Here is a 23,316-nt window from a genome sequence, read left to right on the forward strand (position 1 = left end):
GAGCAGGTCTCAGGGCGCCGAGCAGTTACTAATGACATTCGCACCGGATGAGGGGCTTTGTAAGTTATGCGTTAGGAATAATTCGCTATTCCTGAATTCAGTGACAGGTGGATGCTGTCGCGACGCGGACGTCAGCCGGGGGGCGAGGCGGGCGCGTTCCCTGACCTACCCCGATTTGTCTAAGGAACTGACGATGTTCGATCGCCTTTCGATCCGCAGTAAGATCACGATTGTTCTCACCGTACTGCTCGTCACGATGAGCAGCCTTGGCGGTCTCGCTCTGCTGAAAATGCAGGCTATCAACACGACTTCGGTGGATCTCGCGAGCAATTGGCTTCCGAGCGTTCGAGCCCTCGGCGAATTGCGGGCGGCGGGCATCACCTATCGCAACGTCATCCGACAGCACATGCTGTCATTCACTGTCGAAGACAAGCAGGCGATGGAAAAGTCGCTCGAGACCGTCAAGGTCGGCCTCGCCAAGGCGCGTGCGACCTACGAAGCGATGATCGTGTTGCCCGAAGAGCGCGCGTTGTACAACCAGTGGTCGCAGATTTGGGATGAATATGTCCGGGGAGCTGAACAGGTGATCGCGAAGTCCCGTGTCGACATCGGCAAGGTCTCGCAGGAAGCTGCTGACTTCAACGCCAAAACCGTCAATCCGATCGCGGTGAGGGCCGACGAAGTGCTGCAGAAGGACATCGACCTCAACAACAAGGGCGGCGACGACGCCAGCAAAACCGCAGCCGACACATTCCGATCCGCGCTCTACCTCGTGGTCGGCATTCTCGCGTTCGCTGCCATTGCTGGGCTCGGCCTCGGCGTCATGTTGGTCCGCGACGTCTCCCGCAACATCGCGTCGATCATCGAGACGATGCAGGCGCTGGGGCGCGGCGACCTGACGGCGACGGTGCCGCACCGGGGCGAGAAGACCGAGATCGGTTCGATGGCCGACGTGCTGCAGGTGTTCAAGGAGGCGCTGATCGACAAGAAGGCGGCCGACGAGGCGGCATCTCTCGAAGCTGAAGCCAAGATCGCGCGCGGCCAGCGGGTCGACTCTATTACCCGCCAATTCGAATCCATGATCGGCGAGATCGTGCAGACGGTGTCGTCGGCCTCCACCCAACTCGAAGCCTCTGCCGGCTCGCTGTCCTCGACGGCAGAGCACTCGCAGGAGATCACCACGCTCGTCGCCTCTGCTTCCGAGGAAGCATCCAACAACGTTCAGTCGGTGGCGTCAGCGACCGAGGAGATGGCTTCTTCCGTCAACGAGATCAGCCGTCAGGTGCAGGATTCTGCTCGGATCGCCAACGAGGCGGTGGAGCAGGCCCGGCGCACCAACGATCGCGTCGGCGAGCTCGCCCAGGCCGCGACGCGGATCGGGGACGTGGTCGAGCTGATCAACACCATCGCCGGTCAGACCAATCTGCTGGCGCTGAATGCCACCATTGAGGCGGCGCGCGCCGGCGAGGCGGGCCGCGGCTTCGCGGTCGTCGCCAGCGAGGTCAAGGCGCTGGCCGAACAAACCGCGAAGGCGACCGGTGAGATCAGCCAGCAGATCACCGGCATTCAGGCGGCCACCCAGGACTCGGTCGGCGCGATCAAGGACATCGGCGATATCATCGGCCGGATGTCGGAGATTGCCTCGACCATCGCGTCCGCGGTTGAAGAGCAGGGCGCTGCCACTCAGGAGATCGCTCGCAACGTTCAGCAGGCAGCTCTGGGCACGCAGCAAGTGTCCGCCAACATCGTCGACGTTCAACGCGGCGCGAGCGAATCCACCGCTGCGTCGACTCAGGTGTTGTCGGCCGCGAAGTCGCTCTCGACCGAGAGCAACCGGTTGAAACTCGAAGTCGGCCAGTTCCTGGATTCAGTGCGCGCCGCCTGATCGCGGCCGACCGACGACAACGTCAACGGGCCACTCACGATCAGTGTCGTGAGTGGCTCAATCTATTCCAGTGGCCCTGTTTCTTTCAGTGGCCCTGTTTCTTTCAGCCTTGCTCGATTGAGTGTCACGGCGGGGTTGTCATTCGGTCCCGCCGTTGAGCTGTTTTCCGGTCTTTGCCGCATCGACCTGACGGCGCTCGGACTACGCCGCGCGCCATTCCAGTACGCCGTCAGCCGCGGTCGAGATCGTCCCGTGCGTGCCGACCGGGCTGCGGTCCATGTCAGTCAGAAACGCCAGCGTTGCCTGATCCTGCGCCGGCACCCGCGCCAACGTCCGCGCGCCGTCCGTGGTGCGAAGGACAACCACGCCATGCTCGATTTCGCCGCGACCGCTGTAGATCACGGTGAAGGTCTCCACCGAGCCGTTCCCGGACGCTTCAGTGATGAACGGCGGCACCGGACCGTAAGCAGCATCCGCTTTCGCCTGCACGCTGACATCGTCGCTCAGCGCGCCCTGCGGCGGCGTTCGTGACACCACCAGCGCGTGATGCTTGGTAACGAATCCGCCTTGTCCGTAGAGCAGGCCGAGCTTGGCGCCGTCGCGGAGCTTGCGCACCATCGCGCAGGCGGCATGCGTCATGTAGGTGTTGAGCGGCGCGCCGAAGAAGGTCAGTCCGCCGGTCACGGTCGGCTGTACGTCGTCGCCGAGGCCGAGCGTCCGCCGCGCCATTTTCGGCACCACCGGGAAGCATGAATACAGCTCGATCGCGTCGAAGGCGCGGCCGTCGCCGCCGACCATCGTCTTGATCGTCTCCAGGACCGCGTTCTGCGCGTGGCTCTGGTGAAACTGATCGCGGCTCAGGAAGTCGCGCGGCTCTTCCGCCGAAGCGCCGCCGTGGATGTAGATCAGCCTGTCCTCGGCGATGCCGACCTCGCGCGCCTTCGCAAGCGACGTCAGCAGCACTGCGGCGCCGAGATTGACGCTGGGATTGGCGACCATCAGCTTGGTGTAGGGCCAGGCGATCAGCCGGTTGTCGGGCGAGGGCGTCGTGATCTCCCTGGGCTCGAACGCACGCTTGCTCCACGCGTTCGGATTGTTCGAGGCGCTTTCCGCGTAGCGCGACCATAGCACGCCGGACTCGGCGAGCGCCTGACGCGGCGTCTGGCCCCAATGCGCCGCGGTTGCCGCCTCGTAGAGCGGATACACCGTGATCGGACGCGCAACGCCGAGCTGACCTGCGATCGGCTTCTGGAATGCCGCGCCGCGCTTCGGCTCGGGAACGTCGGTCGCGAATGGCGTCCATGGCAGTTCGAGCTTGGCGCGCGCCGCCTTGGTCGCGGTCGATTGCGCCTCGGCGCCGCAGACAATGGCGACGCTGACTTCGCCGCGCGCGATCCGCAGCGCCGCCTCGTGGATGAAGCGGATCGGGCTCTCGCCGCCGACTGGGCCGTATTGGCAATGGCGCGGCGTGACGCCGAGCCGCGCGGCCAGCAGCTTCTCGGGGTCGCGATAGCGCCAGCTCAGGAAATTGACGACGTCGAGCGAGTCGATCTCTTCGATGAAGGTGGGGCAGGCATCGGCTCCGGCGCGGCGCACGGCCTGCTCCAGCAACGCAAGCGGCTCCAATCCTTGCGCAAGGTCCTTGGGGTGATCGGCGATCTCGCCGATTCCGGCGATGACGGGAATGCGATCAGGCGAAAGCTGGGTTGTCATTCTATTGTGTCGCTTCTTCTTGTTACCAGTTCGACTGGCCGGAGGTTGATTTGCCGTTGCCTCTGAGGGGGCGCTCCAGAGGTGGGGGCTCAGGGGGGCCTATCCATTATTCAGCACAGCGTGATGCTCAAGTCGCCACCAGCGCGTCGAGATGTTCGACCGCCTCGGCGAAATCCTGCTTGAATTCCTGCACCACGGCGCGGGCGCTCTTGACGCTGTCGATCAGGCCGACACCCTGGCCGACGAAGTAGCTGACCAGATCACGCGCCTGCGCACTGCCGGCCGCGGCGGCGCGATCGATCGCGATGAAGGCGTCGCGGCTGATGATGGACTGCAGCGGCATTGGCAACGCGCCCGGGCTGTCCGGGCCGCGATCCCACGCGTCGGTCCAGACCGAACGCAACTGTCGCGCCGGCTTGCCGGTGCGGCCCTTCGAGCGCACCGCGTCGCGTGACGAGGCGGCGATCATCTTCTCGCGAAACGTCTCGCTGGTTTCCGATTCCACCGTTGCCAGCCAAACCGAACCGGTCCACGCACCGGCAGCGCCCATCGCCATGCAGGCAGCCATCTGCCGCCCGGTCATGATGCCGCCCGCGGCGAGCACGGGCACCTCGCGGATCGGTTTGATCGCCTTGATCACCTCCGGCACCAACACCATCGTCGACACTTCGCCGCAATGCCCGCCGGCCTCGGTGCCCTGTGCGACGATGATGTCGACGCCAGCCGCGACCTGCCGGATCGCGTGTTCCTTGGCGCCGACCAATGCCGCCACTGGCACGCCGTGTTTCCTGCCCATGTCGATCATCGCCTTGGGCGGCACGCCGAGCGCATTGGCGATCAACCGGATCGGATGGCTGAACGAGACCTCGAGCACTTCGAGCGCACATTGCGCGTCGAACGGCTGCGGCTGGTTCGCCGGGACCGGCACCGGCTTGAAATCGATATTGTACTTCTTCAGCAGGTCGCGGGTGAAATCGCGATGCTCCGGGCCGATGCGCGTCTCGAGGCTCTGCCAGGTGACATCCTTTTCGCCGGCGGTCGAGATGTTCTCCGGGATCAGCACGTCGAGCCCATAGGGCTTGCCGTCGACATGATCGTCGATCCATTTCAGTTCCTGCTCGATGGTCTCCGGCGTGTGAATGGTGGCGCCCAGCACACCAAATCCGCCGGCGCGGCTGACGGCTGCGACCACGTCGCGGCAATGGCTGAACGCGAGCAGCGGAAACTCGATGCCCAGCATCTCGCAGATCGGCGATTTCATGGATGTTCACTCCCGCAGCAGATCATTGCTCCCGCCTGTGGCGACGGGTTGTCACATGACGCTAGCGCATCGTGCCGGGCGATGCCAAGGCGGTCGAGTGACCATAACTGATACAGTCCAAGGCATCACCGGCCAACGCGCCGGGGTGACGGCGTGATCGTTTTCCGCTGCACAAAATTACTGCCTCTTGCGCTTTGCGGCCATCGAGGGAATGCTGCCGTCAACAAACAACAAGATCGGGAGCGGAACCATGGCGATGGGCGAGACTCGGACGGGCAACGAGCCGCAAGCGCGATACGACGTCGTCGTTGTCGGCGCGGGCTTTGCCGGACTGTACTTGCTGCACAGGCTGCGCGGGCAGGGACTTTCGGTGCGCGTCTTCGAGCAGGGCTCCGGCGTCGGTGGCACGTGGTACTGGAATCGCTATCCCGGCGCGCGCTGCGATGTCGAGAGCATGCAGTACTCTTACTCGTTCTCCGACAAGTTGCAGCAGCAATGGGACTGGAGCGAGCGCTACGCGCCGCAGCCCGAGATCCTGGCCTACGCCAACCACGTTGCCGACCGCTTCGATCTGCGACGCGATATCCAGTTCGACACACGCGTGGAGAGCGCGGTGTTCGATGAGACTGCGCGGCGCTGGAGGGTGACCACCGCGGACGGTGAAACCTCGAGCGCGCAATTTGTGGTGCTCGCCACTGGTTGTCTGTCGAACGCCCGGATGCCGAATATCGCCGGCATCGCCGATTATGCAGGCAAAACCTATCACACCGGACACTGGCCGCATGAGCCGATCGACTTCACCGGTCAGCGCGTCGGCGTGATCGGCACAGGATCGTCGGCGATTCAGTCGATCCCGCTCATCGCCGAACAGGCGAGCCAGCTCGTGGTGTTTCAGCGCACGGCCAATTTCTCGGTGCCGGCCCGCAATGCGCCGTTGACGCCGGAAGATCGCAAGCAGTTTCGCGACAACTATCCGGAGATCCGTCGCATCGCACGCGAGGAGATGCGCAACGGCATCGTCACCGCGCCGCCGGAGAAGGGTGCACTCGACGAGCCCGACGAAGCACGGCGGCGAAACTACGAAGGCCGGTGGACGCGCGGCGGCCTGACCTTCATGGCGGCCTACAACAATCTCGCGTTGGAAAAGGCCGCGAACGACACCGCAGCCGATTTCGTCCGCGCCAAGATCGCCGAGATCGTGAAGGACCCAGTGGTCGCGAAGCTGCTACAGCCGGACAGTCATCCGATCGGCTCCAAGCGGATCTGCGTCGATACCGACTATTATGCGACCTTCAACCGGGACAATGTCGAGCTTGTCGACCTTCGCGCCGACCCGATCGAACAGATCACGAGGCTTGGCGTTCGCGCTGGCGACAAGGAGTATCCGCTCGACGCCATCGTCTTCGCCACCGGCTTCGATGCAATGACCGGCTCGGTCGCGAAAATCGGCATTAAAGGGAGGAATGGCCGAACCCTCAACGCAAAATGGGCGGAAGGACCGCGCACCTTTCTCGGCCTGATGAGCGAGGGCTTTCCCAATCTGTTCCTGATCACCGGCCCCGGTAGTCCATCGGTGCTGAGCAACATGATCGTCTCGATCGAGCAGCATGTCGACTGGATCGCCGATTGCCTCGCAGACATGCGACGGCAGGGGCTCGACTGCATCGAGGCGACCAAGGAAGCCGAGGACAACTGGGTCGCTCACGTCAACGAGGTCGCCTCTGGCACGCTGTATCCGCAGGCAAACTCCTGGTACATGGGCGCGAATGTTCCCGGCAAGCCGCGCGTCTTCATGCCCTATATCGGCGGCGTCGGCGTCTACCGCCAGATTTGCAACGATGTCGCGACGAGTGGCTATCAGGGATTCGCGTTGAGCGGCGATGCGATTACGAAGCGTGCTGCTGCGTCATCCTGAAGGACCGCGCCATCGGCGCGCGTCTCGAAGGATGGAAACGCTGTCTGGTGCCGCACCCTTCGAGGCTCGCTTCGCTCGCGCCTCAGGGTACGGCTCGGTATTGTTTTCGTCCTTCAGTTCAGCGCTGCTCAGAACGCCGTGTATCCGCCATCGATCACGAAGGTGTCGGCGGTGTGATAAGACGACGCCTTGCTCATCAGATACACGGCGATGCCGCCGAAATCTTCCGGCTCGCCGAACCGGCGCACCGGAATGCGCGGCATGACGTTCGCCACGAACTTGTCGTTGCCCAGAATCCCTGCGGTCATGTCGCTCTTGATCCAGCCCGGCAAGATCGCATTGGCGGTGATGTTGTGGCGCGCGAGTTCGACCGCGAGCGCGCGCACCAGCGCGTTGATCGCCGCCTTGGTCGCGGCGTAGTGCTCGTTGCGCGCAGTTCCGAAGATCGAGGCGAGACTCGAGGTCGCCACCAGACGGCCGAAGGGATCACCGTTGGCGGCGCGTTCGGTCATGTGTCGCGCCGCGGCCTGGAAGGCATGGAACACGCCGTCGAGATTGGTGGCGAACATCGTGCGCCACTGCTCCTCAGTGCGATCGATGAAAGCCTGCCGCCCCCCGCCGCCGATTCCGGCATTGGCGAAACAGCCGTCGACGCGGCCGAAGGACTGCAGCGTCGCGTCCATTGCGGCCTTGACCGAGGCCGGATCTGTCACGTCGCAAACATGCGCTTCGGCCTTGCCGGGCGCGCCAGCCAGGCTCTGCACCGCGGCCTTGTTCTTGTCGGCATTGCGGCCCCAGATCGAGACGTTGCAACCCGCCGCGGCCAGCGCCTGCGCCATACCAAGCCCGATGCCGCCATTGCCACCGGTGATGACTGCGACGCGTCCGCTCAGATCGAATATGCTCATACAGCGTTTCCATTTTTGATTGTCGCGCGCTAAACCGTGCATCACGGCTACGCGCTGTTATCGTCGTTCGACCATGGACAAGCGTGTCGCAAAAATCAAATATGGCTTCGGATATCGAGGTCTTCCACACCGCGGAATAACGCGGACCATCTCGCGAGGAAACAGATGCAGTTCAAACACGTCACGCTCGATTTCGACGGACCGGTCGCGATCCTGAAGCTCGACCATCAGGAAGTGATGAACGCGGTCTCGATCGACATGCTGGGCGGGCTCGGCGAAGCACTCGACGTGATCGAAGAGAAGCGCGCCGAAGTACGCTGCCTGGTCATCACCGGCGCGGGCCGCGCGTTCTGCACCGGCGCCAATCTGCAGGGCCGCAATTCGGGCGGCAATATGAGCCAGAGCGGAAAAGGCGCCGGCGCTGCGCTGGAGACTGCGTTCCATCCGTTCCTGCGCCGGCTGCGCAAGCTGCATTGTCCGATCGTCACCTCGGTCAACGGCGCCGCGGCGGGCGCCGGGATGAGTTTTGCTCTGATGGGCGACATGATCCTGTGCGCGCGTTCGTCGTACTTCCTGCAGGCATTTCGTCGCATCGGCCTGGTGCCCGATTGCGGATCGACGTGGTTGCTGCCGCGTCTCGTCGGCAAGGCACGCTCGGTCGAATTGTCACTCCTCGGCGAGAAGCTGCCGGCCGAGAAGGCGTTGGAATGGGGCCTCGTCAACCGTGTGTTCGACGATTCGGAATTGTGGGCGGAGACCGTCAAGCTCGCTCATGAACTCGCCAATGGTCCGACGATTGCGCTGTCGTTGATCCGCAAGTTGTATTGGGACAGCCCGGAGAACTCGTTCGAGCAACAGCTCAATCTCGAATTCGAATCCCAGCGCATCGCCGGCGCCACCGACGATTTCAAGGAAGGCGTCGGCGCGTTTCTCGAAAAGCGCCCCGCGCAGTTCAAGGGCAAATAAGCGGAAATGTCCGCAGCCTTCGAGGATGCGCTCGCGCGCAGCGTTCAAAATTGGTGCGCGGGCGCGACAGGCATTCGCGCCGCCGCGCAGCTCTCCGGCGGCGCAAGCCAGGAAACCTGGGCGTTCACGATCGTGCGGCCGGACGGCGATATCGACGCCATCCTGCGTCGCGCGCCGCCGGGTTATGGCGCCGCGCCTTCGCGCGCGGCCGGGCTCGACGCCGAAGCTGAATTGATGCGGCTGTCATATGACGCCGGCGTTCCGTCGCCGCGGGTGCTGCATGTGTTGACGGAAGCCGATCAGTGCGGCACCGGCTTTATCATGCAGCGGGTCGAGGGTGAAACCATCCCGCGCAAGATCCTGCGCGATGCGCAGTTCGCAACCGCGCGGCCGATGCTGGCGCGTCAGCTCGGCGGGATCCTGGCGGGCATTCACGGCATCGAATCTGCCGCTCTGCCGGCGCTGCGCACGATGAGTTCGACCGAGGAAATTGCACAGCTCGATGCGGAATATCGCAGCTTCGGCTGGCCGCGACCGGTGTTCGAACTGGCGCTGCGCTGGCTCAGCCGTCACGATCCCGGTGTGTCGAAGAAGATCACATTGGTGCACGGCGATTTCCGCCACGGCAATCTGATTATCGGGCCCGATGGCGTGCGCGCCGTGCTCGATTGGGAGCTCGCTCATCTCGGCGATCCGATGGAAGATCTCGGTTGGGTCTGCGTCAATTCGTGGCGGTTCGGCGAGATCGACAAGCCGGTCGGCGGATTGGGTTCGCGCGAGGAGATGTTCGCGGGCTATGAAGCCGGCGGTGGAAATGTCGACGCCGATCGCGTGAAGTTCTGGGAAGTGATGGGAACGCTGCGCTGGGGCATTATGTGCTGCGGCATGATGCAACGCTTTCGCCAGGGGCCCGATCACTCGATGGAGCGTGCGATGATCGGGCGGCGCTCGTCGGAAACAGAGATCGATCTGTTGCGGATACTCGCGCCGCTTTGACAAGGATGATCCCGAAGAGTGGTCGTCCGGTGTTCTGATCGGATCATGCCCAATCCAAAGAGAGGTTCAGATGCAGGACGAACCGACGCCGAGCGAATTGATCAAGGCGGTCGCCGATTTCTTGCGCGATCAGATCGCGCCGCAGCTGTCCGGCCACGCCGCCTTCAAGCTGCGCGTCGGGATCAATGCGCTCGATCTGGTCACGCGGCAATTGACGCTGACCCAGGCGAGCGACGCTGCGGAAATCGAAGGACTGCGGGCGCTTCTGAACAAGGACGGCGCACTGCTCGATCTCAACAGCGAACTCGCTGATCTCATCGCCAGGGGTGAGATGGATTTGTCGACGCCGGGATTGAAGGATCATATCTGGCGCACGACGCTCGCCAAGCTCGCGGTGGATCAACCGAACTATGCGAGCTATCGGCGGGAGTTGGAAGGTAAGTAGTTGTTGTCATTCCGGGCGCGCGCAGCGCGAACCGGGCTCTCGCAGAGGTCAGCACCGGTGGAATCCGGGTTCGCGAGCTGTGCTCGCGCCCCGGAATGACGTGGTGAGGTTGTGCTGATCGCCTGACCTACTTCCCCGTCCAGTTCGGCGCGCGCTTTTCCGCGAACGCTTTCGGCCCCTCGATGTAGTCCTGCGAGGCGGCCATCGCTTTCACGGCGGGATAGTCGCGCTGCTCGGCGATCGCCTGTTGCAGCGACACTTCGAGGCCGCGCGACAGCGTCTGTTTCGAGGCGCGGATCGACATTGGCGAATTGCTGCAGATCGTCTGCGCCCAGCGCTCGGCGGCGGCCAGCGCCTCTCCGGCGGGGACCACTTCGTTGACGAAACCGAGCTCGAGGCCTTCGCGGGCGGGGACGTGCCGTGCGGTGAGGATCATGCCCATCGCGCGCTTCAGCCCGATCTGGCGGGGCAAGCGGTGCAGGCCGCCGGCGAGCGCGGCGAGGCCGACGCGCGGCTCCGGCAACGCGAAGGTGGCGTTTTCCGACGCGATGATCAGGTCGCAGCTGAGCGCAATTTCGAAGCCGCCGCCCATCGCCACGCCGTTGACCGCGGCGATGATCGGCTTGTCGCAATCGAACCGCGAGGTCAGCCCGCCGAAGCCGCTCTCGCCCCAGCCTCGCTTGCCGCCGGCGGCCTGCCACTTCAGATCGTTGCCGGCACAGAACGCCTTGTCGCCGGCGCCTGTGACGATCGCGACCCATTGGTCCGGATCGGCGGCGAAGTCGTTGAACACGCCTTCGAGTTCGAAATGCGCGTCGGTGTGCAGCGCGTTGTAGACCTCCGGCCGCGACAGCGTGACGATGGTGATCGGCCCCTTGCGGGTCACGGTGGAGAACTGCAGCGCCATCGGTGTTTCCTTTTTTCGTTGAACAGAATATCGCCGCGCAACCGCGCGCTTGACTTGACGAGACATGCTCATGTTAATCGGTCGCTTAACAAGATCAACAATGACACTCGACGTTGGGAGCACGCCTTGGATTTTTCACTGCCGGCCGATCTGGTTGCCTATCTCGCCGAACTCGATCGATTTATCGACGCGAAGATCAAGCCGCTGGAAGCCGCGGACGACAACATCCGCTTCTTCGATCACCGCCGCGAATGGGCGCGCACCGACTTCGACAATGGCGGGTTGCCGCGTCACGACTGGGAACAGTTGCTGCGCCAAGCGAAAAACCTCGCCGACGATGCCGGGCATCTGCGTTTCGCAATCCCTAAGCGCTATGGCGGGCGGGACGGTTCGAATTTGTGGATGGCGGTGATCCGCGAGCATTTCGCCGCGAAGGGACTCGGCTTGCACAACGATCTGCAGAACGAGCATTCGATCGTCGGGAACTTGCCGCTGGTGACGATGCTCGATCGATATGGTCGCGACGACCAGAAGGCGATGATCGAAGGCTCGATCACCGGAAAATATCGCATCACGTTCGGATTGACGGAACCCGATCACGGCTCTGACGCCACGCATATGGAGACGCGCGCCGAGGAAGCGGTTCGCGACGGCAAGAAAGGCTGGGTGATCAACGGCGAGAAGATGTGGACGACAGGGATGCACGTCGCCACGCATTGCGCGCTGTTCGCCCGTACGTCCGGCAATGACGGCGACGCCCGCGGCATTTCTTGTTTCCTGGTGCCGGCCGATGCGCCCGGTGTGAAGGTCGAGGAATATTTGTGGACCTTCAACATGCCGACCGACCATCCCCGGGTGTCGTTCACCGACGTGTTCGTGACGGAAGATGCGGTGTTCGGCGAGATTGGCCGCGGCCTGTCGCTGGCGCAGTGCTTCGTGCACGAGAACCGCATTCGCCAGGCGGCGAGCTCGCTCGGCGCGGCGACCTATTGCATCAATGAGAGCGTCAAGTATGCGCGCGAGCGAAAACCGTTCGGCGAGGAACTGGCGCGCAATCAGGGTATCCAGTTTCCGCTGGTCGAACTCGCGACCCAGGCCGAGATGCTGCGGCTGTTGATCCGCAAGACCGCTTGGGAGATGGATCAGATGACGCAGGCGCAGGTCGAGCACACGCTGTCGGACAAGGTCTCGATGTGCAACTACTGGGCGAACCGGCTGTGCTGTCAGTCCGCCGATCGCGCGATGCAGGTGCATGGCGGCATGGGCTATTCGCGGCACAAGGCGTTCGAGCACATCTACCGGCATCACCGCCGCTATCGCATCACCGAGGGCAGCGAGGAAATCCAGATGCGCAAGGTCGCGGGATTCCTGTTCGGCTACATGGGCGCGAACAAGCGGTGAGAGCGTTTCTCTCCTTCGTGCATGATGCCGAAAAGTGGACGCCGGATTTCGGAAATGATCATTCTCAAACGAGAACCTGGAGCAGGATGACGGTTCGGAGATAAGTCATCCTGCTCCAGGGGAGAATTCAACGTCGCCTTGGTTGGCTCGGCGGCGTGCGCGGCATCGGCAGATCGCCTCAGGCGGCGCGCACCGTCGACAGGAACCTGTCGACCTCCAAGCTTAACCGGCTGCTGTCGCGCGACAACGCCTGTGCAGCGGCGAACAGCTGCTGGCAGGCCGCGCCGGTTTCGCTGGCGTCACGCTTCACGTCGCCGATGTGCGAGGTGACCTGCCGGGTGCCGTTCGACGCGTCCTGGACGTTGTGCGTGATCTCTTGCGTCACGGCGTCTTGCTGTTCGACAGCGGAGGCGATGATCGACGAGATCTCCGAGAGCCGGCCGATGGTGTCGCCGATCTCCTTGATCGCGTCGACCGACTCTTGCGTGGCGGTCTGCATCCCGGTGATCTGCTGGGCGATCTCGCCGGTGGCCTTCGCGGTCTGTTCGGCGAGTGCCTTCACTTCGCTTGCCACCACCGCAAAACCACGGCCGGCTTCGCCGGCGCGGGCCGCCTCGATGGTTGCATTCAGCGCCAGAAGGTTTGTCTGCCCGGCGATGTTGTTGATCAGTTCGACGACGTCGCCGATGCGGTTCGCGGCGTTCGACAGGTCGCTCACCCGCTCGTTGGTTCGGCGAGCCTGGTCTACGGCGCTGGCAGCGATTCGCGCCGAATCCTGTACCTGCCGGCTGATCTCGTTGACTGAGGCGGTCATCTTCTCGGTGGCGAGCGCGACAGACTGGACGTTGCCCGAGGCTTCCTCGGAGGATGTCGCGACCATGCTGGTGAGTTCCAGTGCACGGTCGGCGGTTTCCGTCAGCGTGCCAGCCGAGCTCTCCAACTCGGTCGATGCCGACGAAACGGTCTGAATGATCTCGCCCACTGCGTTTTCGAAGTCCTCAGCGAGCTTACGCATCTCCTGCTTCCGCGCGTTCGTGATCCGCCTTTCAGTCTCGGACTGAACCTCGCGATCGAAGCCGAGCTTGGCCTGCATCGCCTGGATGTTGCGTAGCGCGGTTCCGATCTCGTCGTCGCGCTTGATCAGGATGCGGCTGTTGAAATCGCCTTGCGCGATCCTGTCCATCGCGGCGTTCAGGCGGCCGAGCGGTCGCAACGTCGCCTGAATAGTCCGGAGGCCGAGCCATCCACCGTAGAAGACGCCGACACAGAGCAGGCCGATCACCAACGGCAGTGCGATGGCGTATTGGCGATGCGCCTCGCTGGTTTCAGCCTTGGCGGCGTTGACCTGGGCCGACGCAAGGCGCTGCAGCTGTTGACGTGCTGCCGCATACAACTCCTCGGCAGGTCCGGTCAGCAGAGTCGTCAGCTCGTCGTATTTGCGCTCTGCCAGCAGCGCCAGTCCGGGCCTGACGGCGCGATCGAGAAATTCATTGCGTCTTGCGGCGTAGGCATCGGCAATGGTCTTTTCTTCGCCCGGTCGCGGCGAATAGCTCGAACCCGCCTTGCTGATATTGTCGATATTGGTGTTGATCCTCGTGATCAAATCCGCCACCGGTTTGCCCGCTCGGCCGTTGACCACGGCGTCGTGAAGCGCGACGATGTTGTCTTTCATCCGGTCGCTGGTATCGAGCAGCATAGCGAGAGGCGCTGTGCTGTTCTCGTAGATCGACTGGATCCGGTTGTTGTCCTGATGTGACGAGATCATGCCGATCAGACCGATCAGCAGCATCAGCGCGACCTGGACTGAGACCAGCGTGGTCAGCCGCGCCTTCATCGTCCCGGTGAACAGCGACAGGCGGTCGAAGACAGTCCGCCGCCGCACGATCCCGGCCGTAACTGTGTAGTTGGTGGACTTCTTCGCGCGTAGTTCAGCATAAGCCTGTTCGGCTTCGGCGCGCAGGTCGTTTGTGATCCTGGTACGGATCGACATGTATCCGCTCAGCTTGCCGCCTTCCCAAATCGGAGAGGCACTCGCCATCACCCAGTAATAGTCACCATTCTTGCGCCGGTTCTTGACTGCGCCGTACCAGGGTTTGCCCGCCTTCAGCGTTGCCCAGAGATCCTCGTAGGCTTCCGGCGGCATATCCGGGTGGCGAACGATGTTGTGCGGCTGGCCGATCAGTTCGTCCTCGGCGAAGCCGGAGGCCTCGATAAATGCGTCATTGCAGTAAGTGATCCGACCCTTGACGTCGGTCTTGCTGACAATGAAGCAGTCGTCGGGGATCGGATATTCGACGGTTGTAACGGGCAAATTGTTGCGCATCCACTAGCTCCGTGGCTTGCAAAAGGACGGCGGGCATCACCAGTGGCAGATCGGCGCGCGATCCATCTGTGGTGGCGTTGGCGACTGGTTTGTTGGCAGGACGGGACGAGACGCAGTCCGGCAGTGCGTATTTCAGCGATCGATAGTTCGCATAGCATTAAGGCCCGTCCTCGTATCGCTACGAGGACGGGCCTTCTAGGGCTTAGACTTTGGACGGGTTCTTTGCTGTCAGAGCAGGATGACTTGTCGTCGAATCGTCATCCGGCTCCCGCTGTTTGTTTGAGCATGATCTTCGCCGAAAATCGGTATCCACGCTTCGGGATCATGCGCTAGCGCCGGCCGCGCATGGTGGTCGGGCTTGCGCGCCGCGTTCGGCGAGGCCACGTGGTAATCAGGCGCTCCCGCTCAGTTCACCTGCCGGTCCTTCCCCGTCCAATACGGGTCGCGAAGGTTGCGGCGCAGGATCTTGCCGGAGGCGTTGCGCGGCAGCGCGGGGATGAAGTCGATCGACTTCGGCGTCTTGTAGCCTGCGATGCGGCTGCGGGTGAAGCTGATGATGTCCTGCGAGGTCGCCTCCTTGCCCGGCTTCATGACGACCACCGCCTTGACCGCTTCGCCCCACTGATCGTCCGGCACGCCGACCACCGCGACCTCGGCCACATCCGGGTGATCGCAGATCGCGCTCTCGACTTCGGCCGGGTAGATGTTCTCGCCGCCAGAGATGATCATGTCCTTGATGCGGTCGTGGATGTAGAGGTAGCCGTCCTCGTCCATGTAGCCGGCGTCGCCGGTGCGCAGCCAGTTGTCGCCGTCGATCGTTCGTTTGGTCGCCTCGGGCAAATTCCAGTAGCCGACCATGTTGGAGCCGGATCGGGTGGCGATCTCGCCGACCTGGCGCGGCGGCAGACGATTGCCGTCGGGATCGAGGATCGCGAGTTCGACGCCGGGCAGCGCCTTTCCGGCGGAACGCATCCGCTCCAGTCCCTCGACGTGATCCTCCGGCGGCAGCGCCACGATGGTGCCGGTGGTCTCGGTCATGCCGTACATCTGCACGAAGCCGCATTTGAAGACCTCGATGCACTCCTTCAGCAGCGCCGCGGGAATCGGAGAGGCGCCGTACAGCATGTATTTCAGCCGCGAAAAGTCGATCTCGCGGGCGCGCGGCTGCCGCACTACGAACTGCATCGCGGCCGGGACCATGAACAGCTTGGTGATCTTGGCGTGCTCGAAGAAATCCAGCACCTTGGTCGGATCGAACTCGCGCGCGACCACGCCCTTGGCGCCGTGATAGATGCCGATCACGCCCCAGCCGGAGCCGCCGATGTGAAACACCGGCATCGCCACCAGCGAGACGTCGTCGGTCGACCATTTGTTCCACTCGGGCGTGCTGTCCTTTCCGGCGCGGACCAGCGACAGGAAGTTGGCGTGGCTCAGCATCGCGCCTTTTGGCTTTCCCGTGGTGCCCGATGTGTAGAGCTGGATCGCGATGTCGGCGGGGTCGATCTGGACCTGCGGATCGTCCTTCGGCTGCGCATCGCGCCATTTGGCGACGTCGGTCCATTCCGGCGCGCCGCCCTCGGTGGTGATGATATGCCGTACGCCCGGCAACTGATCCTTCAGGCCGCGGACCTGATCGACGAATTCCGGGCCGACGAATAGAATCGCGGCCTTGCAGTCCTCGACGATGAAAGCGATCTCGGGACCGGCAAGCCGCCAGTTCACCGGCGCCATCACCACATTGGCCTTGATCGCGCCGAGCAGCAGCTCGAAATAGATATCGCTGTTCTTGCCGAGATAGGCCACGCGCTCGCGCGGCTGCACGCCGGAGGCTTTGAGCGCGTGGGCGATCTGGTTGGTGTGGGCGTCGAATTGCGCGAAGGTGGTGATACGACCTTCGAATTCGAAAACGATCTCGTCGCCGCGGGCTTCGGCCTGCGCACGGACGACCTCGGCCAGCGTGTTCGGCTCGGACAACTCGGACATCTTCACTCCCTGGGATGATTGTTGGTGCTTACTTATGGTTGCATAAAGTCTGCCGCGCTTCGCAATCAAATACAAGCGTGAGTGTTAGTAGCAGGGCTTTGTGTCGCGGCCTGTGTACGCGCGATGCGAAATCCAGCGTGCGGCGTCGGATTGACGACAGGCGTCATTCCCCGTTTCGCGGGGATGACGGCTGTCTGAGCGCTATCTGCTTGGCTGCGCGGGGATCACCCCCGTTTCGCGCGGTCCTTTTCGTTCTGCGCCTTGATCGAGGCCTTGGCCTGGTCCCAGTCGGCGTTGCTCCAGTCGCGGAGCTGGTAGAAGTTGCCGCCCATCGCCAGGCCCTGGGCGCCGTCCATCGCGATGGTCTCGCCGTTGATCCAGTCGCAGCCGCCGGAGATCAGGAACACTGCGACGTTTTGCAGTTCCTCCATGGTGCCGACCCGGCCCATCGGATTCATCTTGACGGTGCGCGCGCCGGCCTCGTCGCCGGGCTTGATCCGCTTGCTCATGCCTTCGGTCGGGATTTCACCCGGCGCGATGGTGTTGAGGCGAATGCCGTAACGGCCCCATTCGATGGCGAGCGACATCGTCATCGCGTGGATCGCCGATTTGCTCATCGCCGAGGGGACCACATAGGGGCTTCCGTTGCGCACCCACGTCGTGGTGATCGACACCACGTTGCCGCGATGGCCGCCTTCGATCCAGCGTTTGCCGACCGCGTGGGTAACGTAAAACGTTCCGTGCATCACGATGTTGGCGACGGCGTCGAAGCCGCGCGGCGACAGGTCTTCCGTCCGCGAGATGAAATTCCCGGCGGCGTTGTTGATCAAATCGGTGAGGGGGCCACCGCTGAAAATGGTCTCGACCATGTGGTCGACCGCGCCGGCGTCGCGGATGTCGACGCCGTAAGTCATCACCTTGCCGCCATAGGCGTCCATCAATTCGGTCGCGGTCTCGTCGCAGACGCCCTTGCGGCGGCCGCAAATGTGGACTTCGGCGCCGAGCTGCAGGAAGCGCGCGGCCATCGATTTGCCGAGGCCGGTGCCTCCGCCGGTGACGAGGATGCGGCGGCCTGCGAGAAGCTGATCGGTAAACATGGGAATTGCCCGCGAAAATGGATGGTTGTCGTTAATTAGGCGATTGACTAAATTCCGACAACGCTTTTCTGTAGCGCCACAACACAAGCCACAACACATGTAGGGAAATGGCCCGATGAGTGATCGCGTTTCGGTATCGGTGTCGGACGGCGTTGCCGACGTCCGGCTGGTGCGGGCGGACAAGATGAATGCGCTCGACGCCGCGATGTTCGAGGCGCTGATCGCGACCACCGAGCGGCTGGCGCATGAGAAGGGCGTCCGCGTCGTGGTGCTGTCGGGTGAGGGTAGGGCGTTCTGCGCCGGCCTCGACATGGGGCGTTTCGCCGCAATGAACGACAATGGCGGTAACGGAATTCCGGGCGGCGAATTTCGCGACCTCACCAAGCGCACCCACGGCAAGGCCAATGCGGCGCAGCAGGCGGTGTGGGGATGGCGGATGCTGCCGGTGCCGGTGATTGCCGCGATCCACGGCGTCGCCTTCGGCGGCGGCTTTCAGCTCGCGCTCGGCGCCGACATCCGGCTGATGGCGCCGGATGCGCGGATGTCGATCATGGAAATCAAATGGGGGCTGGTGCCGGACATGGCCGGCACACCGATCCTCGCCTCGCTGGTGCGTGACGACATCCTGCGGGAGCTGACCTACACCGGGCGAATCTTCTCGGCGCAGGAGGCGCTGTCTTACGGCCTCGCCACGAAGATCGTCGACGACCCGCGCGCCGCCGCGCTGGAGATGGCGCTGGAGATCGCCGGCAAGAGCCCGGACGCGATCCGAGCCGCAAAGCGCATGTTCAACAATCTGTCGGTCGATCCAGGCCCGGCGCTGCTTGCCGAAAGCGTCGAGCAGCAGAAGCTGATCGGCTCGGCCAACCAGACCGAGGCGGTGCGCGCCAACATGGAGCAACGGCGGCCGAATTTCGTCGACGCATAGCGCTACGTCGTAATCACATGACTTGACGACGAGGAGCCGCGCGCACAGCGCGGCGTCTTCGCGTATAAGCGCTCCGTCATCTTGCTTCGCGCGGCGCCGCCCGCGCGCACAAGGCGAGGCTCAACCCGACAGCAGATCGGAGCGCAACAATGTCCCAAGGCGAGCTCACCCAAAGCCATATCACCCAAGGCCATCTCTCTCACGGCATCGTCAGTGGCGACCGCCATCGGTCGTTCGAGGAGGTCAATGCGCGCGCCGCGCAGATCGCTGGCGGGCTGCAGGGCCTTGGCGTCAAACCCGGCGATTGCGTTTGCGTCCTGATGCGCAACGACATCGCCTTTCTTGAATCCGCCTATGCGGTCATGATGCTCGGCGCCTACATGGTCCCGGTGAACTGGCACTTCAAACCAGAAGGGGTTCTCTACGTGCTGGGCGATTCCGGCACGCGCGTTTTGATCGGCCATGCCGATCTGCTGCACCACGCGGCTGGAATCGTGCCCGCAGCGGTCACGATGCTGAGCGTGCCGACGCCGCCGGAAATCCTCGCGAGCTACAGCATCGATCCCGATCATCGCGCGGCTCCCGCCGGCGCGATCGATCTCGACCGCTGGCTCGCGCAGCAGAGGCCATATGACGGCCCGGCGCTGCCGCAGCCGCAGAACATGATCTACACCTCGGGCACCACCGGCCATCCGAAGGGCGTCAAACGGTTCGCGCCGACGCCGCAACAGTCGGCGAACGCCGAAGCCATGCGCGCAGCGATCTACGGCCTGAAGCCGGGCGTCCGCGCGCTGTGCCCCGGGCCGCTGTATCACTCCGCGCCGAATTCGTTCGGCATTCGCGCCGGCCGGCTCGGCGGAGTGCTGGCGCTGATGCCGCGGTTCGAACCCGAAACGCTGCTGCAGCTGATCGAGCAACACCGGATCGATACCGTGTTCATGGTGCCAACGATGTTCATCCGGCTGATGAAGCTGCCGGAAGCGGTGCGCAACACGTACGACGTGTCGTCGCTGCGCCATGTCATCCATGCCGCGGCGCCGTGCCCCCCGGACGTCAAGCGCGCGATGATCGACTGGTGGGGGCCGGTGATCTACGAATTCTACGGCTCCACCGAGAGTGGCGCGGTGACGTTCGCAAGCTCCGAAGATGCGCTGAAGAAGCCCGGCACCGTCGGCAGAATCGCCGCCGGCGCCGAGCTTGTGTTCGTCGACGACGACAATAACGAGGTGCCGCAGGGCGAGGTCGGCGAGATCTTCTCGCGGATCCCCGGCAATCCGGATTTCACCTATCACAACAAGCCGGAGAAACGCGCGGAGATCGACCGGGGCGGCTTCATCACCTCGGGCGACATGGGCTATCTCGACGAGGACGGCTACGTCTTCATCTGCGACCGCAAGCGCGACATGGTGATCTCCGGCGGCGTCAACATCTATCCAGCCGAGATCGAGGCGGCGCTGCACGCGATCCCAGGCGTGCACGATTGCGCGGTGTTTGGAATTCCCGACGCCGAATTCGGTGAGGCGCTGATGGCGATGCTCGAGCCGCAGCCCGGCGTCACACTCGAGCAGAGCAATATCCGCGATCAGCTCAGGCTGTCGCTCGCCGGCTACAAGGTTCCGAAGCACATCGAGATCATGGCGCAGTTGCCGCGCGAGGACTCCGGCAAGATCTTCAAGCGCCGGCTGCGCGATCCGTACTGGGCCAAAGCTGGTCGGGTGATTTAGCCGCGACCGCGCAGGCCGACGGCTCGGCGGGAACGTAGTATTCCTGGTCGAGAGCGGCGCGCACCATCCGCGCCAGATCCGACCGGCGATACGGCTTGCTCAACAGCAGCGCGCCGGGATCGAGCCGGCCGTGATGCAAGATCGCGTTCTCGGTGTAGCCGGACGTGAACAGCACCCGGACCGGCCTGATCCGCGCGACCGCTTCGGCGAGTTGCGGGCCATTCAGTCCGCCGGGCATGATCACGTCGGTGAACAGCAAATCGAACGCGGCGCCGCGCTCGACCTCTTTCAGGGCCGAGGGACCGTCGCATACCGCGATGGTGCGATAGCCGAGGCCCTGGAGCTGGGCGATCGCGAATTGGCGGACCAGTTCGTCATCCTCCACCAGCAAGATGGTCTCGCTACCGCCCACAACGGGCGCTGCGATTGGCGCGCTGTCGATGGCGGCGTCGGTGCGCGGCAGATACAGCTTGATCGTGGTGCCCTGATTTTCCTCGCTGTAGATTTTGACGTGGCCGCCCGACTGCTTGACGAAACCGTACACGATGCTGAGTCCGAGGCCGGTGCCGTTACCAAGGCTCTTCGTGGTGAAGAACGGCTCGAACACCTTGTCGCGCATCTCCGCGGGAATGCCGGTGCCGGTGTCGCTGACCGCGATCATCACGTAGCGCCCGGGGCGCACGTCTGGATTTTGCTGGGCGTAGTCGTTGTCGAGCACCACGCCGCCGGTTTCGAGCAGCAGCTTGCCGCTGATCGGCATCGCGTCGCGCGCATTCACCGCGAGGTTGAGCAATGCCGATGAGAGCTGCGACGGATCGATCCGCGCCGCATCGACGTCCTGCTCCAGCCGGACGTCGACCTGGATGTGTTCGCCGATGGTCGCCCGCAGCAATTGCTCGGTTTCGAGAACGATCGCGTTGACGTCGACATTGCGCGGCTGCAGCGGCTGTTTGCGAGCGAAGGCGAGCAACTGCCGCGTGAGGTCGGCGCCACGCTCTGCAGCTTGTTCGATCATCTTGGCGATGTTGCTGAGGTTCGGTCGGTCGGTGAGTTCTTCAAGCAGGATCTCTGCGGTCCCGCTGATGACGGTCAGCATGTTGTTGAAGTCGTGCGCGACGCCGCCGGTGAGCTGACCGATCGCCTCCAGCTTCTGCGCCTGATGCAGTCGGCGCTCGGCTTCCTTCAATTCGGTGACGTCTTTGTAAACGACGACCGCGCCGTTGATCCGGCCTGCGGCGTTCCGGATAGGCTGGGCGTTGCCGATGACCTCGACGTTGCGGCCGGCGTCGCGAACGTGCAGGACCAGTTCGATCTGGTCGACGGTTTCGCCTTGCAAAGCGCGCTGGCCTGGGCGCCGATCCGGAGGCAGCGGCGTCACCCCGTCTTCGAGGAAGGAGTCGATCGCCTCTGCCCAGGGCCGCACCGGGCGGCCGGGCGTCGGCGACCTCAGCTTCACTGCGCCGGGACTCTCGTAGATGACCTGTCCCTTCCGGTCGATCAGCAGGACCGCCTCGGCCATCGCGTTCATGATCCGCTCGAAAATCTCCTTCTCGCGGCGGATCGCCGCGGTTTTGTCACGCGAATCGAGCGCCATTTTCTGAAAAGCGCGCGCCAGGACACCGATTTCGCCGCCGGTGGCGAGCGGTAGGTCGATCGGCCGATCATCTGCGAAGGACGAGACCGCGGCGGTCATCTGCGACAGCGGTCTGGTCATGGTGCGGGCCATGACCAGCGCGAGCCCGATCGCGATCAGCACCGCGAAAGCGCAGCCGAGTAAGGTGGAACTCAGCCAGGCCGTCATGATCGCGTCGAGAATGATCCGCTGTGGGATGGTCTCGACGATCGACAGTGCCACGCCATCGGCATGTTCGAGCGCCACGCCGAACGGCGTTCCGTTGCGATCCTCGACAATCGACGTTCGTTCCCGGTTCTTGGCAATCGCTTCAACGAGAGCGGGGAAGTCGTCCTGGATGCGGGCCGGCCTGCCCAGTTCGAAGCCGAACTCGCGCGTCTTGTCGGGATGGAGCAGATAGTCGCCGTTGTTGTTGATCACGTAGACGACCCGCCCCTGCTGCGCGAGACCGGTCACCCGGTCGAAGGCGGCGCGCAGATCGATATGGGCGACGATCAAACCGAACTGCGTTCCGTCCGGCCCGAACACCGGCGCCGAGACGCGGATCACCGGCACATGTGGCTTTGTCGTCGCGCCATGATCCTGATCGAGTTCGACCGGCGAGACGATGCTCTTTCCCTCGGCAACGTTGATCGCCTGCGCAAATAAATCGCGCTCGCTGGCGCGCTGCAATTCTTCGTCCGGAACGACGCGAACGGCGCCGTTGCGCTGACGTTCGACCCGAACGAGTTCGCGGCCTCCATCCGCCAATCCGATCAGGCGGTACTTGAGGAGATCGGGCTTGGCTTCGAGTTCGCCAGCGAGCCGTTGTCCGACCCCGGCGCGCCATTCCGCTAGCGTCCAGCCGCGGGTCGTTTGCAGCGAAGGATTGCGACTGAGTGTTGTCATTTCGCCGAGGCCGATGGCAGCGCGAAAAGCCGTCACGTCGGCACGAACGTTCTTCACCAGGCTCGCGAGCTCGATTGCCCGCGAGGTCGCAGTGGTATCGATCGCCGCCAGTGTGCGCCCGATCGCAACAGTCGCGAGGTTCCGATAGCCGAGATAGCCGACGCTCGCGGCGGTCAGCACCACGAGCGGGACGATCGCAATCGTAAGCCGCGTCGATAAATTCAATCCGTTTCGCAATACAAGTCCTCAAATGTCGACGATGCTACGCCAAATGCGAAGCTGCGTCACAACAAGTCCGAGCTGCCGGCAAACGAAATTCGTTGTATAATAATTACCTAGGGTG

The 23,316-nt window shown here is 63.5% G+C and carries 16 protein-coding genes; 8 read left to right on the plus strand and 8 right to left on the minus strand.

The genetic code is table 11. The annotated features are described in order from the left end of the window. Positions 1 to 193: 193 nt before the first annotated feature. On the plus strand, positions 194 to 1,885 hold the full coding sequence (locus tag BMY71_RS09545) for a methyl-accepting chemotaxis protein (RefSeq protein ID WP_011502276.1): 1,692 nt from the start codon (positions 194 to 196) through the stop codon (positions 1,883 to 1,885). A gap of 201 nt (positions 1,886 to 2,086) precedes the next feature. Here the strand turns inward: BMY71_RS09545 and BMY71_RS09550 are convergent, their stop codons facing one another. Further along, complete coding sequence (locus BMY71_RS09550; RefSeq protein WP_092683351.1) at positions 2,087 to 3,598, minus strand: acetyl-CoA acetyltransferase; 1,512 nt, start codon at positions 3,596 to 3,598, stop codon at positions 2,087 to 2,089. Between the two features lie 127 nt (positions 3,599 to 3,725). Beyond that, positions 3,726 to 4,859, minus strand: a complete 1,134-nt coding sequence (locus BMY71_RS09555) for a nitronate monooxygenase (protein WP_092683353.1) — start codon at positions 4,857 to 4,859, stop codon at positions 3,726 to 3,728. 250 nt (positions 4,860 to 5,109) lie between these two features. Between BMY71_RS09555 and BMY71_RS09560 the strand changes: the two genes are divergently transcribed. Next, positions 5,110 to 6,774 carry a flavin-containing monooxygenase gene (locus BMY71_RS09560; protein WP_092683696.1) on the plus strand — a complete coding sequence of 555 codons (1,665 nt, stop codon included), beginning with the start codon at positions 5,110 to 5,112 and terminating at the stop codon, positions 6,772 to 6,774. Positions 6,775 to 6,902: 128 nt separating this feature from the next. Here the strand turns inward: BMY71_RS09560 and BMY71_RS09565 are convergent, their stop codons facing one another. After that, on the minus strand, positions 6,903 to 7,682 hold the full coding sequence (locus BMY71_RS09565; RefSeq protein WP_092683355.1) for an SDR family NAD(P)-dependent oxidoreductase: 780 nt from the start codon (positions 7,680 to 7,682) through the stop codon (positions 6,903 to 6,905). A 165-nt stretch (positions 7,683 to 7,847) separates the two neighbouring features. On the opposite strand from BMY71_RS09565, the gene BMY71_RS09570 reads away from it, so the two are divergent. The 3 genes from BMY71_RS09570 (at position 7,848) to BMY71_RS09580 (ending at position 10,089) form a co-directional block, all read left to right on the plus strand. Next, a complete protein-coding gene (locus BMY71_RS09570) occupies positions 7,848 to 8,648 on the plus strand; it encodes an enoyl-CoA hydratase/isomerase (protein ID WP_092683357.1) in 801 nt (266 codons plus the stop codon). Positions 8,649 to 8,654: 6 nt separating this feature from the next. Further along, positions 8,655 to 9,644 carry a phosphotransferase family protein gene (locus BMY71_RS09575; RefSeq protein ID WP_092683359.1) on the plus strand — a complete coding sequence of 330 codons (990 nt, stop codon included), beginning with the start codon at positions 8,655 to 8,657 and terminating at the stop codon, positions 9,642 to 9,644. 70 nt (positions 9,645 to 9,714) lie between these two features. Beyond that, the gene (locus tag BMY71_RS09580; RefSeq protein WP_011502283.1) at positions 9,715 to 10,089 is read left to right on the plus strand and encodes a DUF6285 domain-containing protein; all 375 of its coding nucleotides are present in this window, start codon (positions 9,715 to 9,717) and stop codon (positions 10,087 to 10,089) included. Between the two features lie 127 nt (positions 10,090 to 10,216). On the opposite strand, the gene BMY71_RS09585 is transcribed toward BMY71_RS09580, so the two are convergent. Then, positions 10,217 to 10,996 (minus strand): enoyl-CoA hydratase-related protein, encoded by a 780-nt coding sequence (locus BMY71_RS09585; RefSeq protein WP_011502284.1) that lies wholly within the window; start codon positions 10,994 to 10,996, stop codon positions 10,217 to 10,219. 126 nt (positions 10,997 to 11,122) lie between these two features. On the opposite strand from BMY71_RS09585, the gene BMY71_RS09590 reads away from it, so the two are divergent. Then, positions 11,123 to 12,397 (plus strand): acyl-CoA dehydrogenase family protein, encoded by a 1,275-nt coding sequence (locus BMY71_RS09590; protein ID WP_041805233.1) that lies wholly within the window; start codon positions 11,123 to 11,125, stop codon positions 12,395 to 12,397. 178 nt (positions 12,398 to 12,575) lie between these two features. On the opposite strand, the gene BMY71_RS09595 is transcribed toward BMY71_RS09590, so the two are convergent. The 3 genes from BMY71_RS09595 to BMY71_RS09605 form a co-directional block, all read right to left on the minus strand. Beyond that, positions 12,576 to 14,720: a methyl-accepting chemotaxis protein gene (locus BMY71_RS09595; RefSeq protein WP_092683361.1), complete on the minus strand. Its 2,145-nt coding sequence runs from the start codon at positions 14,718 to 14,720 to the stop codon at positions 12,576 to 12,578. A gap of 405 nt (positions 14,721 to 15,125) precedes the next feature. Then, a complete protein-coding gene (locus BMY71_RS09600; RefSeq protein WP_092683363.1) occupies positions 15,126 to 16,703 on the minus strand; it encodes a fatty acid--CoA ligase in 1,578 nt (525 codons plus the stop codon). Between the two features lie 224 nt (positions 16,704 to 16,927). Further along, positions 16,928 to 17,800 carry an SDR family oxidoreductase gene (locus tag BMY71_RS09605; protein WP_092683365.1) on the minus strand — a complete coding sequence of 291 codons (873 nt, stop codon included), beginning with the start codon at positions 17,798 to 17,800 and terminating at the stop codon, positions 16,928 to 16,930. 115 nt (positions 17,801 to 17,915) lie between these two features. Here BMY71_RS09605 and BMY71_RS09610 point away from each other — a divergent pair, with 115 nt between their 5' ends. Continuing rightward, positions 17,916 to 18,728, plus strand: coding sequence for a crotonase/enoyl-CoA hydratase family protein (locus BMY71_RS09610; protein WP_011502289.1), 813 nt, complete (start codon positions 17,916 to 17,918; stop codon positions 18,726 to 18,728). A gap of 149 nt (positions 18,729 to 18,877) precedes the next feature. Then, positions 18,878 to 20,452, plus strand: coding sequence for an acyl-CoA synthetase (locus tag BMY71_RS09615; RefSeq protein WP_092683367.1), 1,575 nt, complete (start codon positions 18,878 to 18,880; stop codon positions 20,450 to 20,452). Here the strand turns inward: BMY71_RS09615 and BMY71_RS09620 are convergent. Further along, positions 20,400 to 23,198 (minus strand): ATP-binding protein, encoded by a 2,799-nt coding sequence (locus BMY71_RS09620; RefSeq protein WP_347336026.1) that lies wholly within the window; start codon positions 23,196 to 23,198, stop codon positions 20,400 to 20,402. The two genes, BMY71_RS09615 and BMY71_RS09620, sit on opposite strands and share 53 nt — an antisense overlap. Positions 23,199 to 23,316: the final 118 nt, after the last annotated feature.

The sequence above is a fragment of the Rhodopseudomonas pseudopalustris genome (assembly GCF_900110435.1).
Classification (GTDB): domain Bacteria; phylum Pseudomonadota; class Alphaproteobacteria; order Rhizobiales; family Xanthobacteraceae; genus Rhodopseudomonas; species Rhodopseudomonas pseudopalustris.

What these genes read in the sequence shown, in the direction of transcription:
- BMY71_RS09570 (WP_092683357.1), top strand. Translation starts at nt 7,848, where the DNA reads ATGCAGTTCAAACACGTCACGCTCGATTTCGACGGACCGGTCGCGATC.
- BMY71_RS09555 (WP_092683353.1), bottom strand. Translation starts at nt 4,859, where the DNA reads ATGAAATCGCCGATCTGCGAGATGCTGGGCATCGAGTTTCCGCTGCTC.
- BMY71_RS09595 (WP_092683361.1), bottom strand. Translation starts at nt 14,720, where the DNA reads ATGCGCAACAATTTGCCCGTTACAACCGTCGAATATCCGATCCCCGAC.
- BMY71_RS09545 (WP_011502276.1), top strand. Translation starts at nt 194, where the DNA reads ATGTTCGATCGCCTTTCGATCCGCAGTAAGATCACGATTGTTCTCACC.
- BMY71_RS09560 (WP_092683696.1), top strand. Translation starts at nt 5,110, where the DNA reads ATGGCGATGGGCGAGACTCGGACGGGCAACGAGCCGCAAGCGCGATAC.
- BMY71_RS09615 (WP_092683367.1), top strand. Translation starts at nt 18,878, where the DNA reads ATGTCCCAAGGCGAGCTCACCCAAAGCCATATCACCCAAGGCCATCTC.
- BMY71_RS09610 (WP_011502289.1), top strand. Translation starts at nt 17,916, where the DNA reads ATGAGTGATCGCGTTTCGGTATCGGTGTCGGACGGCGTTGCCGACGTC.
- BMY71_RS09550 (WP_092683351.1), bottom strand. Translation starts at nt 3,598, where the DNA reads ATGACAACCCAGCTTTCGCCTGATCGCATTCCCGTCATCGCCGGAATC.
- BMY71_RS09605 (WP_092683365.1), bottom strand. Translation starts at nt 17,800, where the DNA reads ATGTTTACCGATCAGCTTCTCGCAGGCCGCCGCATCCTCGTCACCGGC.
- BMY71_RS09580 (WP_011502283.1), top strand. Translation starts at nt 9,715, where the DNA reads ATGCAGGACGAACCGACGCCGAGCGAATTGATCAAGGCGGTCGCCGAT.
- BMY71_RS09585 (WP_011502284.1), bottom strand. Translation starts at nt 10,996, where the DNA reads ATGGCGCTGCAGTTCTCCACCGTGACCCGCAAGGGGCCGATCACCATC.
- BMY71_RS09575 (WP_092683359.1), top strand. Translation starts at nt 8,655, where the DNA reads ATGTCCGCAGCCTTCGAGGATGCGCTCGCGCGCAGCGTTCAAAATTGG.
- BMY71_RS09600 (WP_092683363.1), bottom strand. Translation starts at nt 16,703, where the DNA reads ATGTCCGAGTTGTCCGAGCCGAACACGCTGGCCGAGGTCGTCCGTGCG.
- BMY71_RS09565 (WP_092683355.1), bottom strand. Translation starts at nt 7,682, where the DNA reads ATGAGCATATTCGATCTGAGCGGACGCGTCGCAGTCATCACCGGTGGC.